The sequence below is a fragment of the Mesorhizobium sp. M0960 genome, from assembly GCF_040319055.1.
GTDB lineage: Bacteria > Pseudomonadota > Alphaproteobacteria > Rhizobiales > Rhizobiaceae > Mesorhizobium.
Window position 1 is genome coordinate 34,068 of the sequence record NZ_JAMYNN010000028.1, and the last position, 14,669, is coordinate 48,736.

Sequence of the window (14,669 nt, forward strand, 5' to 3'; positions counted from 1 at the left end):
AACGCCGGAAGGAGGCCCCCATGATCATCTCCGCTGCGATCCCAAAGGGCGGCACTGGCAAATCGACGATGCTGCGCACCCTCGCATCCGTCGCACTGCATCGGGGCTATTCGGTCACTCTTATCGACGGCGACCGGCGGCAGAACATGAACCGCTGGTTCCAGATGCTGGGCGAAGCTGGCAATCGTCCTGACAGACTCACGATGGTGAGCGCGATGACCCCGCAGGAAATCCTTCGCGCTGCAGCCATCCACAACGGGGAACGCTCCGTCGTCTTGATCGATACGGAAGGCACCACAAATGACAACCTCATGGCCGGGCTCTTCGCCGCCGACATTGTCGTCGTGCCGGTCTATTTTGCCCTCGACGATGTGACCGCCGCCATCCAGATCACCGACCACTACATTCCGCTGGCGGTCGAGAGCCGGGGTAGACCGCTGCCTGCGATATTCGTGCTGACCAAGCAGACCATCATCGATGGCAGGGCGCGAGCCCTGACCGAACTGCGCGCCATCATCCAGGCCAACGGCACGCCCATTGCAGAACACGTCCTGCACAATCGTGTTGCCTACCGCGATCTTCAGACCGGGCAGACCCTTTACAGCCCCGAGGTGCCTGATGCGAAGGCGATTGCCGAGAGCGAAGGGGTCTTCGACGACCTCTTGCAAACCTTGATCGAAGCCACAAGGAACGCGGCATGAGTGAAGAGACCGCACCGAAACCCGGTGACGACAAGAAGGCCCGCATGATGAAGGCGATCTCCACGCAGCCACCCGTACTGCCCAGCATGTTCATCCCACCGAAGGCCGAGCCGTCAGGGATCAAGGAGCAAGCTGCGCCACAGACGCAGGAACCGACAAAGCCGTCCCCGGCAGTCGGGCCCGATTTCCGCAAGCTGCTGCGGCAGGGCCAGAAAAAGGACCCCATCGCCGGAAAGAAGATTCGCGAGGAGGAGATGATCCGCTGCGGCTACTATCTGACGGCTGCGGAGCAGCGGCAGTTCAAGTTGCTGGCGATCAGCAATGGGCACAGCATGACCGAATTGCTGCGTAAGGCTGTGCAGGATTATATCCGCATACATAAGCACAAACTGCCGAAGGAATAATCGGCGGTGTGAAGTCGCTACCGCAGGCTGTAGGCGGGTGATGTTCGTGGCTCTTTGCGACGCGCAAAAAAAGGGCCCGCGACGGAACACTCCGTCGCGGGCCCCGAGACGTGATTGCCTACTTGGGTTGGTTGAGGTGTTTCAGCACTTGGCCGAGGATGTGTCTCGCACCGGACACCTGCTGGCTGCCGCTTTGTCGTCGACCAGCTTTGCAGCCAGTTTGGGCGGCAGCGGCATGAAGTCGTAGCCGTGTGAGATGGCTGCGCGGCAAAGATCCTCAAGCGTTTTGAACGCGCGATCATGGGTGCCGAGCCAAAGACCGGGCTCGTCGGTTTCTTCGTGGGGGAACGCTTGCAGGAAGTAGGTCCGAAGCGGTGGGTCGTAGCCGATGACAGCGTCTGGATCCGAGCGGACCTGTCCGGTGACGGTGCCAGTGACAGTGATAGTGTAGCGGCTCATCGCAACCTCCTTTTGCCGGTGGGGAGCCGGCCCCTTGCGGGGCCGGCCACCGATGCCTCACTGGGGGTTGTTCCAGAGGATGACCTTCTTGTTTTCCTCGCCACCCGGGGCGGGAGCGAGATTGCCGAAAATGACGCCGATCTCGGGGGCTTCCAGCTTGACCGAGAGGTACTCCTCTCCCGAACGCTGGGAGATGCGGTGCCAGCCGGCTCCGATCTCGAAGCCCGTGCGCTTGTTGACGATCCGGTAGTCGGGGGCGTCCTCGCGCGACTTGTTGGTGTTCGGGATCAGCGTGATCGGGGCGTTGACCCGGAGCGTGGCAAAGACGCCTTCCATCGAGCCGTCGGACTTGGTGGTGAGGTTTGCGATCGTGGTGGCCATGGTAGTTCTCCTTCGGTTGCATCGGGGCCATTCCCGATGGCGCCAAAGGAGAGGGCCGTCCTGCTGCGGTCATCTCGGCGAAAATTCTGGAAAATTCTATTTGCCGAAAAATTGCGGGCAGGCCTTCGCCTCCCGCAGACAAAAACAGAAATCGAATTTTCCTGAATATTCGCCGAGTGTACCCCCAACGGGGGTTGACCGCACAAAGCAGGCGGTCGTCTACAAAGGCGACTTGAAACGGGAATGGCCCCGATGCAACCGGAGGAGAAGAACTCAGGCCACCATCGCTAGATCGCCGACGCAACGCTGCCGGATCGCAGGAACATGCTGCAGCCTCTCGGGTCATGTCGTCGGCATCGCCAACACATCGACCAGCAGCCCGGCGCGTGACCGCCTTGCATGTTCGGTATGGCGGCATAGCGGTTTCGAGATCGGAGCCGGCTGGCAGCGAACTTCACGCCCCTCGGGGACGATACCGCGCAGTCAGGTTGGATGACCCGGCAAGCCAGGATATTGTTCGGCACGCTTGCACCCGCTTCAGAGGCGAGAAGCGTCAAGATGATCATCCGTACAACGCCCCGCGGCTCTGCGCGTGGAGCGGTTTCGAAAGGGGCCGGCTCCGTCCGCTCATACAAGTGGTTAGGCGGCGAGGAGCCGGATCACATATCGGATTGAACCCGCAGGGCCTGTCGGCAGGACCGCATCCATCATCCTGGCAACGTTAGACGCTCATCCGGCGTCATGCGGGCTTCGGCTTGGCGGCGAATGTCCGGATCAGCATGGCGGAGCATCGCGCACCAGTCTTCCACATTGTACGTGGTCGCCATCCGGCCCCTGGCCAGATCGTAAATGACGCACGGCTTGTTCGCGATGGCGAGCCGAAGCACGTTGACGGCCGTGCCCGGTGATGCGCCGTCCCAGACCATCATCCCAAAGTCGGCGCGCCGCACCATCTCCCGGTCCTTGGCGGCGTGGAACCAGTATCCTGTGGCGCCCTCAGGAGAAGGAACATGGTAGGCGGCCCAGTCGCCCAGATTGTTGCGGGGTTCCTTGCCGGCATGGAAGACCCCGACGTGCTCGTACTTGTAGCCGGCGAGCAGGCCCTGCGCCTCGGCATCGGCTCCAGGCGCGTCGCCAACCAGCACGCCGTGCTCGGCAGCAACGATTGCGCCGATGCGAGCGATGGCAGGTTCCGGCAGCTCGAATACCTCGCGTGATCCACCTATGAATATCATCGACATGGTGACTTTCCCTTCTCTCCCGCGTCCCCCGCCCCGCGCCGGCCGCCCTCTCCCCTGGCCCTGCGCGAGGGATCGTCACCCGAAGGCCGAGACGGCAAAGCTGGCTCGGGAAGCGGCGGGACGCCGCGACGAGAGCCCGGCCGGCCGCAGGCCGGCGCGCCCGGATCCTGCAGCTGCCGGAGGCGCTACGCGCATCTGGCTAGTGGCGCTTCGCGCCTGGAGCTAGTGGTCTTTGTCGGGCCAGCCAGAGGCTCACGTCCTGGATCGAGCGCATGGCCGCGAAAGAGGACGTCAATCCAGACGGCTGACGCGGCGGCCCTCGCTGCGCGCTTCGATAAAGGCGCCTGCGATCTTCATCATGAATGCCTTGCTGAAACGACCGAGGGGCTTACCGCCGGATTCGATGTACCAGGAGCGTTCGGCAATATCGTAGTTGTACTCGTCAACCACGATCCAGCAGCGTTTGAGATCGGTCAGACCGGCACGGCGGCACTCGATAGCGGAGACTTCCAAACCGACCCGATGGCCGGGCGGTGGCTGGGTGGTTATCGCCAGGAGCGCGAGATGGGTCAGGCCATCTCTTGCGCCGCTGACAGCGATGACCACGCAGGTTGGCCGGCTCTTGCGGCCTTCCGTTTCGCCGCGCTCGTGTTGCCATGCCCAAAGATACGGGTAGGAGATCACCTGACCAGGCAGATATCTACCGCTCATCATCGTATCCTTCCCCGCGCGCCAATCGGTCGATCTCGGCGGCGAAGAGTTCCGTGTGTTCCTCCGGCATCTCGGAGACATGGTATGCGCGGCGGGGATCGCCGCCGATGCGCATCCGTTCGTAGTGCTCGTAACTCATCAGCACGAACCGGGGTTTGCGGTGCTTGGTGAGAATAACGGGTTCGCGGCTGGCAACGTCGGTGACGTCGCCAACCTGCTTGTTGAGATCCCCCGTCGTGAACTGGCGCATGGCTGGCCTCCTTGTTGATCTCCATATTATCCAGATTTTCTTGATTTGCAAGAAAACGGCGCTCACGCGCCGTCCTCCGCGAACCGCCACACGGGGATGCCGAGCCGACGCGCCTTGTCGGCCAGGTTCTCGGTGATGCCGGAACCGGGAAAGACGATCAGGCCGTAGGGCACCACCGAGAGAAGCTGATCGTTGCGGCGGAACGGAGCCGCCTTGGCGTGTCGGGTCCAGTCCGGCTTGAAGGCGATCTGGGTGACCTTGCGGTTCTCGGCCCAGCAGGCGGCGATGCGTTCGGCGCCACGCGGGCTGCCGCCGTGGAGCAGGACCATGTCGGGATGCTTCTCGCGGGCCTTGTCGAGCGCGTTCCAGATCCGGTCGTGATCGTTGCAGTCGAGACCACCGGCGAAGGCAATCTTGGTGCCGGCAGGAACGAGCACCTCGGTTTCGGCGTGGCGGCGGGCGGCGAGGAAGTCGCGGCTGTCGATCACCGAAGCGGTCATCGCCTGGTGGGAGACCTTGGAGCCGGTGCGCGGCCGCCATGCCGATCCGGTTTGTGCCTCGTAGAGGTCGGCAGCCTCATCGCGCATGATTTCGAGCACGTTGCGGCGCTCGATATAGGTGATGCCTTCCGCAGTCAGCCGCTCCAGCTCGACGGACTTCACCTCCGAGCCGTCCTGCTCCTGCTGGCTCGAACGCTGCGCCTCCTCGTTGCGGTCGAGGTTGCGGGCGACGCGCTCGGCTGCGCGGTGGAAGACGTTTGCGAAGGACCAGAGCAGGTCGTCAAGATCGGGTTCGAGCCTGGTATCGCCGAGCATGCCGGCGAAGCTCTCGACGATCCCGGCGAGGCCAGCCCGGATCACCTCGTCGTCGGGAAGTGGCCGAGGATCGGGTTCGTCCTGATGCGGGCGATGGCCGTACATCTGCAGTTCGAGGATGACACGATCGGTCGGCGAGGAGGCGTGGTAGGGCTCATAGGCCTCGTCGAAAGGAAGCTCGTAGGTCATGGCGTGTCTCCATCGGTTGTGGCCGCGCCTATCGCGGCCTGACAGCGCATCCCGGCCGCGCCGCGGACGCGGCCGCACCGAAGGCCGAAGCGCGAGCGGAGGACGGCGCAGCCGTTGCGGCCGCGTCCGGGGGGTGGCAGGGGTCGCCTCTCGGGCAGGCCGCCGGCGTGGCTCTCCGGCGGACCGCGATGCCTGCAAGGCTTCCGGTGATGCCGCCCCTGCCCGCCTACCCGCCCCGCCCGTTCATCCGGCCGGCAGGAAGAGACGGGCATCCTCCGGGAGGAGCTGATCGCTGAGCCATGTGGCGAGATGGGCCGGGCCGAGATGACGCAGATCGTCGTTGAAGTCGCCGAGCCGCGGCCGCAGTGACAGAGCGAGGATCCCGGCCTCGCCTGCGCGCTGGCTGAGACGCTCGATGCCGTGCCGGCCGGCGGCGTCGGCATCGGCCGCGATGTAGAGGCGGCGGCAGCCGGGCGGAAGCCTCAAGCCGGCAAGGTGATTGGCCGAGGTGGCGGCGGCCACCGGCAGCACCGGCATCACCGCCTTAAGCGACGCCATCGTCTCGAACCCCTCGCCCGCGGCCATGACCGGGACGGGCGCACCGGGCTGGTGGCCTAGCCAGATGCCGTTGCCAAGGAGATCCCCCAGCGAGCGGCGTGGATCCGCGAGTTGCGCCTTGCCGACCTTGCCGCTCGGGTCGAGCCCAGGGGAGAGGTAAGTGCGTTGCAGGCCGGTGATCTGCCCGTCGAGGCTGGTCACAGCGGCAATCAGCGCAGGAAGAGTCTGCGTCTCGCCCGTCACGAGATCCCGGTAGTAGCAGCCGGGATGGAAGCGCAGCGCGCGCTCATGCGTGGAGAGCAGAATGCCGCGACTGGCGAGGTATCGTTCGGCCAGCGTGCCGGCGATCGGCTGGGACATGGCGCACAGACGCCGCGCGGCGTCGGGAGAGCCGCGTTTCGCGGCTGGCTGGCGGCCAGGGAGCTGGGGCGGTGGCAGCGGCATGGAGAGGAAGCGACGCGCTTCATCCGCGATGTCACGGAAGTCGACGAGGCCGCAACTTTCGCGGATGACATCGAGCAGATCGCCAAATTCGGAGGTCGCCTCATCGACCCACTTACCCGCAGGGCCCTTGGTACTGGTCTTGAGCCGAACATGCATGGAGCGGCCGGTCGTGTTGCGGGCATCACCGACCATCCAGTAATTGCCGGAGCGATGGCCGTTGGAGAGATATTCGCGGCACACGGCCTCGGCGTGTTCGCCAAGGCGGCGTGCCAGCTCGGATGCCGAGCCGGACATGACCGCCTCCCCCTCAAGCCGCTGCTGTACGGTCGGTGACGCCAACCAGCGTATGGCGGTCAAGGAGCGCGGCGAGGATGGCAGACCCTTGCGCGGTCGTCGGGATGAACAGCCGCAGCTTCCAGGAGATGATCTCGGAGATCAGTCCCAGCGCCTTCAGCCGAGGGACCATCGCGTCGGTGAAGCCGATCAATTCGACACGATAGTCGTTCATGACCCGACTGCGGTGCAGAATCAGGCCGTCGGCAAGCTGCAACCCGATCCGCCCCTCGATCAAGCCGGTCCATGCCTCGTCCGGAGCGAGGGTCGGAACATCGTCGACCCCGAGATTGCGCAACATGGTCGCGACCAGCGTCGGCGCGATGTGGCGGCCGATGATGCGTTCGCCGGCATCGGTCTGCATACGATAGACTCGACAGTCGTCGTCCGGCAGCCGACGCCAGATCGGCAGCAGCAGACCCGTCATGATGTGGAAAGTGCTGGTGGTGAACTCCGGGACGGCGTCGATTTCTGCCTGCCAAAGCTCGCAGAACAGTTTCCGGTCGGCCGGCTGCCAGTGTGTTTCGGCAAGGGCGTCGAGACCGAAGCGCAGCTCGTCCGTCGGCCGCAGCAAGCGCACGCGGTGCTCTATCGCGCCGTCATCGAGCATCAGGCTCGCGGTCGGCAGCTGTATTGCCGCGCGGCTCGAACGTGTGTTGACCAGCAGAACCGATTGGGGCTCCGCACTGGCAATGGCCAGCGCGTCGACCAGCCCGAGCGGCCGGATGCGGTCCTTGCGCGCGACGGTGAGCACGTGCGACTGCGCGCCGGAGACCGGATGGGTATAGAGGGTCCTACGATCAGTGACGACGATGCTCTCCGCCGTGATCGTCTCCAGACCCTTGTCATAATTGCCGGCGGCGATGGCGCCTTCGATCTTTGCTGCCATCAGTTGCTCGAACACCTCGAACAGCAGGTTCTGGGTTTCGATGCGCAACGCCAGCAGGCGATTGAGCCAGGTCGTGATTGGCGGCAGCTCGTCCCGCAATCCGCCGTCGTCACTCGTCAGCGACAGCCCGGTCACCGTCTCGAAGGTCGTGAGCGAGCAGCCCTCGATCTTGCCCTGGTGCAGCAGATGATAGAACTGCCGCAGCGCCGCTCGGGCGTAGGCGCTTTCGAGATTGTCTTCGGCACGGAACAGCCCTGCCCCGCCGGTCTGGCGCTGACCGCGCGTGATCGCGCCCAGCGTGTCGAGCCGCCGTGCGATCGTCGACAGGAAGCGCTTGCCGGCCTTTACATTGGCGGCCATGGGCCGGAACAGCGGCGGTTGCTTCTGATTTGTGCGATGGGTCCGACCGAGACCCTGGATGGCGTTGTCGGCGCGCCAGCCGGCCTCGAGCAGATAGTGCTTGCGCAGCCTCTGGTTCCTGACACCGAGATCAGCGTGGTAGGAGCGGCCAGTGCCGCCGGCGTCGGAGAAGACCAGAACGCGCTTGTCGTCATCCATGAAACTCTGGGTCTCGGCCAGATTGGCCGAGCCGGGGCGGTTTTCCACGGCCAGCCGGTCGATACGGTCGCGGCCGGATTTCTTGACGATGCGGCGCGAGCGGCCGGTCACCTCGGCAACCGTGTCGGTGCCAAAGTGATGGATGATCTGGTCAAGGGCACTGCCGACCGGCGGCAACGACGCAAGCCGCTCGACCATCTCGTCGCGCCGCCGAACTGCCTCGCGGCACTGGACCGGGTTGCCATCTTCGTCGTGCACAGGCCGCGAATACACATTGCCTTCGGCGTCCGAGTATTCCTCGAACAGCTGGATGGGGAAGGAATGCATCAAGTACCCGCCGACATACTCCCGCGGCGTGACGTCGACATGCAGGTCCGACCATTCCTCGGTCGGGATCTCGGCAAGGCGTCGTTCCATCAGCGCCTCGCCGGTCGAAACGATCTGCACGACTGCCGAATGACCTTCGAGCCGATCCTGCTCAATCGCGCCGATCAGAGTCGGCGTCATCATCGAGGTGATCAAATGCGAGAAAAAACGTTGCTTGGTACTTTCAAAGGCCGAGCGCGCCGCCGATTTTGCGTTGCGGTTCAGCGTGCCGGACTCGCTGGTGATGTTGGTCGCCTCGAGTGCGGCGGTCAGGTTGTTGTGAATGACCTGGAGGGCGTCGGCATAGGCGTTGTAGATGCGGATCTGCTCCTCGGTCAGCGCGTGCTCGAGCAGGGCGTATTCGACACCGTCATAGGAAAGCGAACGCGCTGTATAGAGGCCGAGCGACTTGAGATCGCGGGCGAGCACTTCCATCGCCGCGACACCGCCGTCCTCGATCGCGGCGACGAATTCGGCACGGTTGGCGAATGGAAAATCCTCGCTGCCCCAGATGCCGAGACGTTGCGCATAGGCGAGGTTCTCGACGGCGGTCGCACCGGTCGCGGAGACGTAGACAATGCGGGCATCGGGCAGCGCGTGCTGCAGCCGCAGTCCCGCCCTGCCCTGCTGCGAGGGCGCGACGTCGCCACGCTCGCTTTTGCCGCCAGCGGCATTGGCCATGGCGTGCGCCTCGTCAAAGACGATGACGCCATCGAAAGATTTTTTGGCCCCCGACTGGTTTTCTCCAAGCCCTGTCTGGCTTTCTTTAATCCCCGTCGGGCCTTCGGTCCTTCCCGCCCAGTTTTCTCTGTTCCCCGTCGGGCCTTCGTCCCTCCTCGCCGGCTTCTCTCCAGTCCCTGTCGGGCCTTCGGCCCTCCCCGCCTCTTGGCCAACCCAGTCGAGGATCTGAGCGATCCGCGATTTCTTGCCCTCCCGTTCCTGTGAGCGCAGGGTTGCGTAGGTCGTGAACAGGATGCCTTCGGCAAGGCGGATCGGTGTGCCCTGCCGATAGCGCGAGAGCGGCTGGACGAGGAGTTTTTCCTGGCCGAGTGCTGCCCAATCGCGCTGGGCGTCTTCAAGCAATTTATCCGACTTGGAAATCCAGATCGCACGGCGGCGGCCCTGCAGCCAATTGTCGAGGATGATGCCGGCGACTTGCCGGCCCTTGCCGCAGCCGGTTCCGTCACCCAAAAACCATCCACGGCGGAAGCGGACAGCGTTCGCAGCGCCTTCTGGTGCGGCCGAGACGACGTCGCAGGTCTCGTCGACCGTCCAGGTCCCGGCGAGATGGCCGCAATGGGCTTCGCCGGCATAAATGACGCTTTCAAGCTGGGCGTCCGACAGCAGGCACTTGTCGATGATCGCGTCAGGAAGAAGCGGCCGATAGGAAGGTTTTGGTGGCGCGACGGCGGCCATTGCGGCCGACTGCACGAGCGGCGTCGGATGCGGTTTGGCGCGGGGGACGTGGATCGACTGGAGCGCATAGGGCTCGTAGATCGTGTCGGTGAGTCGGCCGCCCTCCTCTGGCATCCAGTCGCGCAGCTCATAAGCAAGGGGAACGGCAGGCATACTATTTGCCATGACCTGGCCAGCGGGCTTCGCCGGCGCAATCGGACGGACCGATTGAATTGCCTTTGGAGCAGCCTTTGACCCAGCAACGGGTGCCGCTCTCGCCGCGCATCGGGCGGCCATGTGCGCTGCTGCCTTCCTCAGGATCCCGTGCGACAGAGCGCCGATCGAATCCGGAAAGCCGCCCGGTGTGCGGGGCGGCAGATCCGTGATCCAGGAGAGCAGCGTCTCGACGTCAGCGGCCTTGCCGGGTGACCGGACGCAGCCGGTCGGGTCAGTGGCCGGCACCTTGTCGATTACCGTCAGCCGGGTTTCGGCGGTGGTGCCATGGCGGGCGTAGACACGGCCGTCGATCGCAGCGGTGAAGATGACGGTGCCCTGCTGCCGCAGCCGCTCAAAGGCGCGCCGCCATTTGGGGTTCTCGGGAGACAGCCCGGTGCCGGTGATGGCGACCAGGCGCCCGCCCGAACGCAGGCGTGCGAATGCGGAGGAGAGGTGCCGCCATGCCGCAGCGGTGACATGGCCGTCGACATAGGCGCCGACGGTGAAGGGCGGATTCATCAAGACGACGGACGGCTTGATCGCAGGTTCGAGATGATCGTCGATATGGGCAGCGTCGTGCCGAGAGACGGGCATGCGCGCAAACAGCAGGCCGAGGAGATCGGCCCGCGTCGCGGCAAGCTCGTTGAGGGCGATCGAGGCGCGCGCCATCTCGGCATGGACGGCGAGCAGACCGGTGCCGGCCGAGGGTTCGAGAACGAGGTCGCAAGATGCGATCGCCGCAGCGTGCGCTGTGACGAAGGCCAGCGGCAAGGGCGTGGAGAGCTGCTGCATGGCCTGGCTCTCGTCGCACCGTCGCGTATGGGTGGGAAGAAGTTCGGCGAGGCGCTTGATCATCGCCAGCGTTGCCTGCGGCGTGGTGGACCGGGACAGGATCGCAGGGCCGAACCGGCGCAGAAACAGCACCTGGGCGACTTCGAGCGCCTCATAGGCGTCCTTCCAGACCCAGAACCCTTGCGCGTCGCTGCCGCCAAAACTTGTCGTCATGGCCGTGCGCAGCGCGGCGGTGGTGACAGGCTTGCCCTGCTTTAGGAAAGGCAGAAGCCGCATTGCCGCCTGATAGATCGCCTGGGCGTTGTTGATGGGGGCGTGCGTCGGCGCGCCGAGGGGAGCGGCCGTCCGGGCAACGGCAGATGTGGTCGAAACAATGTTCATGGAGATGTCCTTTGCGAGAGGGAGTGGCGCCCGCGCCGGCACTCTCTCCGCGCCAGCCGGGCCGCACTCCTTCCGGCTCCCCTTTGCCTCTGGCGCGATGCACCAAACGGGTTGCGCTCTGCGCAAAGCCATGACTTGATGCGCGGACAGGGATGCGGCGGCGACCTGGAGCTGCGGAGGTGATGCGACGGTTCAGAATTGGCAGTGAGGTCTACGAGGAGGGAGCGCCTGACCTGCAGGCGGCGCTGGCGAACGCCTATGCCCGCACCGAGCGTCCGCTATGCCTATGCCGCGAGCCGGGCTGCCCGATGTACATCGCCCGCATCGGCGACCTTCACCTGATCAAGCGCATGCCGCTGAGCGGCGGCGGGCATGATCCATCCTGTGATTCATATGAATCGCCTTACGAACTGTCCGGCCTGGGCGCCTTGATGGGCAGCGCGATACAGCTCGATCCGCAAAGCGGCTTGGCGGCTTTGAAACTCGATTTCAGCCTGTCGAAGACGGGGAGCCGGGCAGCGTCCGCGCCTGCTGGCCAGAGCTCCGCCAGTGTAGCCGCCGACCCCAGGAGGATGTCGCTGCGTGGCCTCCTCCATTATCTGTGGCACGAGGCCGAATTGACGGTCTGGACATCCCGATGGGCTGGCAAGCGACATTGGTGGAATGTCCGCTGGCATCTGCTCGAGGCTGCCGGGCAAATGACGGTGAGGGGCGGGCCGCTCGCGGATATCCTGTTCGTGCCCGAGCCATTTCGCGCCGAGAACAAGGAAGCGATCGAGCAGCGTCGCAACGCGGTTCTTGCACCTGCGCTCCCGCCGAAATCCGGCCCACGAAAGCTGCTGGTCCTGGTCGGCGAGGTGAAAGAGATTGTTCCTGCCCGCTCCGGTCAGAAACTCGTCATCAGGCACCTGCCCGGTTTTCCCTTCATCATCGACGATGCATTACATCGGCGTTTGCCGGTACGTTTCGAGAAAGAATTGTCGCTGTGGGGAGCAGATTCCAGCTCACATCTGATAGTGATCGCGACCTTCGGATTGAACCCGGCCGGTCTCGCCATTGTCGAGGAGGTCGCGTTGATGGTGGTGTCCGAGAACTGGATTCCTTACGAGACGGTTCCGGAGAAGCGGCTGGTCGACGCGCTCGCCCGCCTTCGCGAGAAGAGCGTGAAGGGATTGCGCTACGACCTGCAAACCGACCAGCCGATCGCCAACGCTTTGCTCCAGAACAGGCAGCAGCCGATCGCGCTCTTTGTCGTCCCCGCCGGTGCGGACGAAACATTCGAGGCTTCGTTGCAGGATATGGTCGCGAACCGGCCGGAGATGGGTGCGTGGACCTGGCGGGTCGGTGACGGGGAGATGCCGGCCCTTCCATAGGCTGGGAACGACATCTCAGATTTCCATCAATGCCGTGAATCGATTGGCGGCCATCAATTCAGACATGCGTTGGACAAGGATCCCCGTTGTCTTGGACCATGACGGTATGGTGAGGGGTGACCAGCGATCGTCTTTTTCGGTGACCATGCTGTGGGTTTGCGAAGATCCGCGGCGTAAGCACAGTGGGCGCCTGATCGTTGTCAGCGTTGAACTCGGCATGCCATTCGAGCTGTCCGAACCCCGCGTTGCATCGGCGAGCGAGACGCTGGAGAGTTGGCTTTCGCATCGGCCTCCGTCCAGGGCGGCACCGCGGTCGATGGTTGCGTTGGCTGGACGATAGGCCTTGGCCAGCGTAGATGTGACCCGATCCCGCAACGGACCGATTCCCATCCGAAGGTGGTGCAATAAATGAAGCGGCAGAGCCGACCCTTCATCGTCGAGGTGAAGAAGAAGCGTGGCGAATCCGCGCGGCAGCGTTCGATCTAGGGAAATCTCGATCTCGCTGCGATCGACGCGGAAACGGCGCGGGAGCTGACGAAGATCAAGTCGGATGTTAGATGTTATGGCGAGTCATCCGGCGGGTCGCGGCGTTCTTCGATAATCGCCCTGGCCTTCTCGACTGCCGCGATCGCCTTCGGCAGCCAGCGCTCGAACTCTACTTTGGAAAGGCCCATCGGCTGGGATGGTTCTGGATCGCGGAGGTTGGGACGGTCGGGCACGGCTGAGGACGAAGACCTCGTCCGTGTTGGCCTCGAACAGCATTCGGATGCGGTCGCCGATGGCGACACATTCGTTGATCCAGCGACGATCGGAATCGCGGTACCTTGTAGTTCGATCGGGCGGCACATAGACAATCGTGAAGTGTGACAGCGTCTCGCCCGTCGGCGCCGCATAGAAGTGCTCTTCCACCTCGATGACGACCCCGCCGGTGCTGTAGGAGGTGGCGACCGTGTCGCCGGGACGTACGAGATCGGCGACCGTTAGCGCTCCTGGGGGCGTGCGCCGGTATTGGCGGCGATCTGGGGCACCGAGGCTTGCGGTGTAGGTCGAGTACGCCATAGGTGTCCTTGCCGGCCCCTGGCGGGTGTTTACGGGGGGGCCGCATCGTTGTCTCCTCCCCTCCTGGCGCCTCGTGCGCGAGTTGCCGGCAAGCGGCTGTCGATCTCGTCGTCCGACAGGTCTTCGAGCAGTTTCAGGATCGTTCGTGGCCACCGTTGTTGACGAGAACGACGCGTTTGCCACGGTGGTCCGCGGGCCAGGTGTGGGGATTGATCTCGCCGCCGATCCCCCTGAAGTCGGGATGCGTCGCGTTCCAGATCGCCTCGAGCTTTTCCGCGCGGTTCATGCTGTCGCTCGCGCCGGTCTCGTGGGCGATGATTGCGGCGCGCATCTTGTGTCCGGGGATTGCCGATCCGTGAGGTCGCAAAAGCCATGAAAACAGCGTTCGCGGCCCCGGATCCGGATCGCGAAGAATACGCTGGTCACGTTGCCGGCCTTGAACTCCGACATGCCGAACATGCCGGTGCGCTTGAACACCGGCGGCAGCAAATCGAGCATGAAGTGGTATTCTGACGCGGTGATCTGGAACCACTCGCCTGAATAGGGAGTGCCGGAAAGCGGATCGATGCCGGGAGTGTCCTTGTGTCGGCTGAACAGTTGGAACATCTGCTCGCGGGTGGCGACGCCGTCGAGCACCTTCCTGAAGGGTGGATGTGCGGTCATGGGGTTCTCCTAAACGCGGGTCGGCCACGCGCGGCATGAACCACGTCGTCGCAACTGTTTGGTGGTGTTGTGGCTGTCGACTGGCCGACCCCGGTATAGTCCATGCGCCCCTTGCAGGTCCGGATCAGGATACCGTGGCCTGAGGACAGCCCGAACTGGCCGACCTGGATGTAGGCACGGTCATGGTGCAGGATAATTTCATCGGAAACGGCTATGCCCGCCTTGTTCGAGCGCAGGTCAAAGCTTCCCTGCGGCAGGGCAAGTTCGGCGGCAAGTTTCTTCAGCCGTGAACGGGCTGTCGCGTGGAAACGTCTCTTGTGCTGCTCGTCATAGGAGCAGCTTCTGTTCCAGTCGAACATGTCGATCTCCATGAAATGGAACAGGCCCCGGGGGGGGGGGAGCCCACACCCCCACGAGCGTGGCGCTCGAACGAAAATAAATAAAGAAGAACCACACGACGCATAATAATTATGTTTGAGGGGACGCGATAG

15 protein-coding genes are annotated in these 14,669 nt (G+C 64.0%); 3 read left to right on the forward strand and 12 right to left on the reverse strand.

Annotated elements, in window-relative coordinates; translation table 11 throughout:
- Positions 1 to 20: 20 nt before the first annotated feature.
- Entirely contained in the window at positions 21 to 701 is a 681-nt protein-coding gene (locus tag NKH63_RS29440) for a nucleotide-binding protein (protein ID WP_352920016.1), read from the forward strand.
- Positions 698 to 1,105, forward strand: a complete 408-nt coding sequence (locus NKH63_RS29445; protein ID WP_352920018.1) for a hypothetical protein — start codon at positions 698 to 700, stop codon at positions 1,103 to 1,105. The genes NKH63_RS29440 and NKH63_RS29445 overlap by 4 nt, the downstream gene beginning before the upstream one ends.
- A gap of 141 nt (positions 1,106 to 1,246) precedes the next feature.
- Here NKH63_RS29445 and NKH63_RS29450 read toward each other — a convergent pair whose 3' ends face one another.
- The 8 genes from NKH63_RS29450 to NKH63_RS29485 form a co-directional block, all read right to left on the reverse strand.
- Positions 1,247 to 1,564, reverse strand: coding sequence for a hypothetical protein (locus NKH63_RS29450; RefSeq protein ID WP_352920021.1), 318 nt, complete (start codon positions 1,562 to 1,564; stop codon positions 1,247 to 1,249).
- Between the two features lie 57 nt (positions 1,565 to 1,621).
- Complete coding sequence (locus tag NKH63_RS29455) at positions 1,622 to 1,945, reverse strand: DUF736 domain-containing protein (protein WP_006339490.1); 324 nt, start codon at positions 1,943 to 1,945, stop codon at positions 1,622 to 1,624.
- Positions 1,946 to 2,652: 707 nt separating this feature from the next.
- Positions 2,653 to 3,186 (reverse strand): hypothetical protein, encoded by a 534-nt coding sequence (locus NKH63_RS29460; RefSeq protein WP_352920024.1) that lies wholly within the window; start codon positions 3,184 to 3,186, stop codon positions 2,653 to 2,655.
- 291 nt (positions 3,187 to 3,477) lie between these two features.
- Entirely contained in the window at positions 3,478 to 3,897 is a 420-nt protein-coding gene (locus tag NKH63_RS29465; protein WP_352920050.1) for a hypothetical protein, read from the reverse strand.
- Positions 3,887 to 4,147 (reverse strand): type II toxin-antitoxin system prevent-host-death family antitoxin, encoded by a 261-nt coding sequence (locus NKH63_RS29470; protein WP_057143280.1) that lies wholly within the window; start codon positions 4,145 to 4,147, stop codon positions 3,887 to 3,889. Before NKH63_RS29470 ends, NKH63_RS29465 begins: the two co-directional genes overlap by 11 nt.
- 62 nt (positions 4,148 to 4,209) lie before the next feature.
- Positions 4,210 to 5,151 carry a DUF2493 domain-containing protein gene (locus NKH63_RS29475; protein WP_352453906.1) on the reverse strand — a complete coding sequence of 314 codons (942 nt, stop codon included), beginning with the start codon at positions 5,149 to 5,151 and terminating at the stop codon, positions 4,210 to 4,212.
- 243 nt (positions 5,152 to 5,394) lie between these two features.
- Complete coding sequence (locus NKH63_RS29480; protein WP_352920027.1) at positions 5,395 to 6,447, reverse strand: DUF7146 domain-containing protein; 1,053 nt, start codon at positions 6,445 to 6,447, stop codon at positions 5,395 to 5,397.
- Positions 6,448 to 6,460: 13 nt separating this feature from the next.
- Positions 6,461 to 11,083 (reverse strand): strawberry notch-like NTP hydrolase domain-containing protein, encoded by a 4,623-nt coding sequence (locus tag NKH63_RS29485; protein WP_352920030.1) that lies wholly within the window; start codon positions 11,081 to 11,083, stop codon positions 6,461 to 6,463.
- Positions 11,084 to 11,265: 182 nt separating this feature from the next.
- Here NKH63_RS29485 and NKH63_RS29490 point away from each other — a divergent pair, with 182 nt between their 5' ends.
- A complete protein-coding gene (locus NKH63_RS29490) occupies positions 11,266 to 12,456 on the forward strand; it encodes a DUF1173 domain-containing protein (RefSeq protein ID WP_352920033.1) in 1,191 nt (396 codons plus the stop codon).
- Positions 12,457 to 13,026: 570 nt separating this feature from the next.
- On the opposite strand, the gene NKH63_RS29495 is transcribed toward NKH63_RS29490, so the two are convergent.
- The 4 genes from NKH63_RS29495 to NKH63_RS29510 all read right to left on the reverse strand — a co-directional run bounded on the left by NKH63_RS29495 (position 13,027) and on the right by NKH63_RS29510 (position 14,537).
- Positions 13,027 to 13,515: a hypothetical protein gene (locus NKH63_RS29495; RefSeq protein ID WP_352920036.1), complete on the reverse strand. Its 489-nt coding sequence runs from the start codon at positions 13,513 to 13,515 to the stop codon at positions 13,027 to 13,029.
- A 133-nt stretch (positions 13,516 to 13,648) separates the two neighbouring features.
- Positions 13,649 to 13,801 (reverse strand): hypothetical protein, encoded by a 153-nt coding sequence (locus tag NKH63_RS29500; RefSeq protein WP_352920039.1) that lies wholly within the window; start codon positions 13,799 to 13,801, stop codon positions 13,649 to 13,651.
- Positions 13,798 to 14,178, reverse strand: coding sequence for a DUF1419 domain-containing protein (locus NKH63_RS29505; protein ID WP_352920041.1), 381 nt, complete (start codon positions 14,176 to 14,178; stop codon positions 13,798 to 13,800). The genes NKH63_RS29500 and NKH63_RS29505 overlap by 4 nt, the downstream gene beginning before the upstream one ends.
- The gene (locus NKH63_RS29510) at positions 14,175 to 14,537 is read right to left on the reverse strand and encodes a hypothetical protein (RefSeq protein WP_352920044.1); all 363 of its coding nucleotides are present in this window, start codon (positions 14,535 to 14,537) and stop codon (positions 14,175 to 14,177) included. The genes NKH63_RS29505 and NKH63_RS29510 overlap by 4 nt, the downstream gene beginning before the upstream one ends.
- Positions 14,538 to 14,669: the final 132 nt, after the last annotated feature.

Coding starts and splice junctions, on each gene's coding strand:
- NKH63_RS29450 (WP_352920021.1), bottom strand. CDS start 1,564: ATGAGCCGCTACACTATCACTGTCACTGGCACCGTCACCGGACAGGTC.
- NKH63_RS29445 (WP_352920018.1), top strand. CDS start 698: ATGAGTGAAGAGACCGCACCGAAACCCGGTGACGACAAGAAGGCCCGC.
- NKH63_RS29455 (WP_006339490.1), bottom strand. CDS start 1,945: ATGGCCACCACGATCGCAAACCTCACCACCAAGTCCGACGGCTCGATG.
- NKH63_RS29465 (WP_352920050.1), bottom strand. CDS start 3,897: ATGAGCGGTAGATATCTGCCTGGTCAGGTGATCTCCTACCCGTATCTT.
- NKH63_RS29510 (WP_352920044.1), bottom strand. CDS start 14,537: ATGTTCGACTGGAACAGAAGCTGCTCCTATGACGAGCAGCACAAGAGA.
- NKH63_RS29480 (WP_352920027.1), bottom strand. CDS start 6,447: ATGTCCGGCTCGGCATCCGAGCTGGCACGCCGCCTTGGCGAACACGCC.
- NKH63_RS29470 (WP_057143280.1), bottom strand. CDS start 4,147: ATGCGCCAGTTCACGACGGGGGATCTCAACAAGCAGGTTGGCGACGTC.
- NKH63_RS29485 (WP_352920030.1), bottom strand. CDS start 11,083: ATGAACATTGTTTCGACCACATCTGCCGTTGCCCGGACGGCCGCTCCC.
- NKH63_RS29475 (WP_352453906.1), bottom strand. CDS start 5,151: ATGACCTACGAGCTTCCTTTCGACGAGGCCTATGAGCCCTACCACGCC.
- NKH63_RS29490 (WP_352920033.1), top strand. CDS start 11,266: ATGCGACGGTTCAGAATTGGCAGTGAGGTCTACGAGGAGGGAGCGCCT.
- NKH63_RS29495 (WP_352920036.1), bottom strand. CDS start 13,515: ATGGCGTACTCGACCTACACCGCAAGCCTCGGTGCCCCAGATCGCCGC.
- NKH63_RS29440 (WP_352920016.1), top strand. CDS start 21: ATGATCATCTCCGCTGCGATCCCAAAGGGCGGCACTGGCAAATCGACG.
- NKH63_RS29505 (WP_352920041.1), bottom strand. CDS start 14,178: ATGACCGCACATCCACCCTTCAGGAAGGTGCTCGACGGCGTCGCCACC.
- NKH63_RS29460 (WP_352920024.1), bottom strand. CDS start 3,186: ATGTCGATGATATTCATAGGTGGATCACGCGAGGTATTCGAGCTGCCG.
- NKH63_RS29500 (WP_352920039.1), bottom strand. CDS start 13,801: ATGAACCGCGCGGAAAAGCTCGAGGCGATCTGGAACGCGACGCATCCC.